The sequence below is a fragment of the Staphylococcus sp. HMSC65H10 genome, assembly GCF_001839185.1.
GTDB classification, from domain to species: Bacteria; Bacillota; Bacilli; order Staphylococcales; family Staphylococcaceae; genus Staphylococcus; species Staphylococcus simulans.
This window is the reverse complement of sequence record NZ_KV840379.1, coordinates 1-257: the sequence shown is the minus strand read 5'-3', so window position 1 is coordinate 257 and position 257 is coordinate 1. Positions and strand designations below refer to the sequence as shown.

General features: G+C 42.4%; 1 protein-coding gene. It reads left to right on the top strand.

Features of this window, described 5'->3' with window-relative positions; translation table 11 throughout:
- The coding region (locus HMPREF3270_RS10065; protein ID WP_141763141.1) for a Rib/alpha-like domain-containing protein at positions 1 to 257 on the top strand (257 nt) is incomplete at both ends.

Genomic DNA, 257 nt, shown 5'->3' with positions numbered 1-257 from the left:
TAAAGAGGGCGACCAACCAATTATTACTGTAGATGAAACAAAAATTCCTGACGGTCAAACTAGCGGCGAGTTCGAAGTACCGGTTACAGTGACTTATCCAGATAAAACAACAGATACAGTGAATGTGAAAGTTACAGTCGGTCCAAAAGATTCAGACACTTATGAACCAACAGTCAAACCAATTGAAAAACCGTTCGGCCAAGGCACAACTGAACAAGAGGTCAAAGATAAAGTGACAGTACCGAACTTCCCAGCGG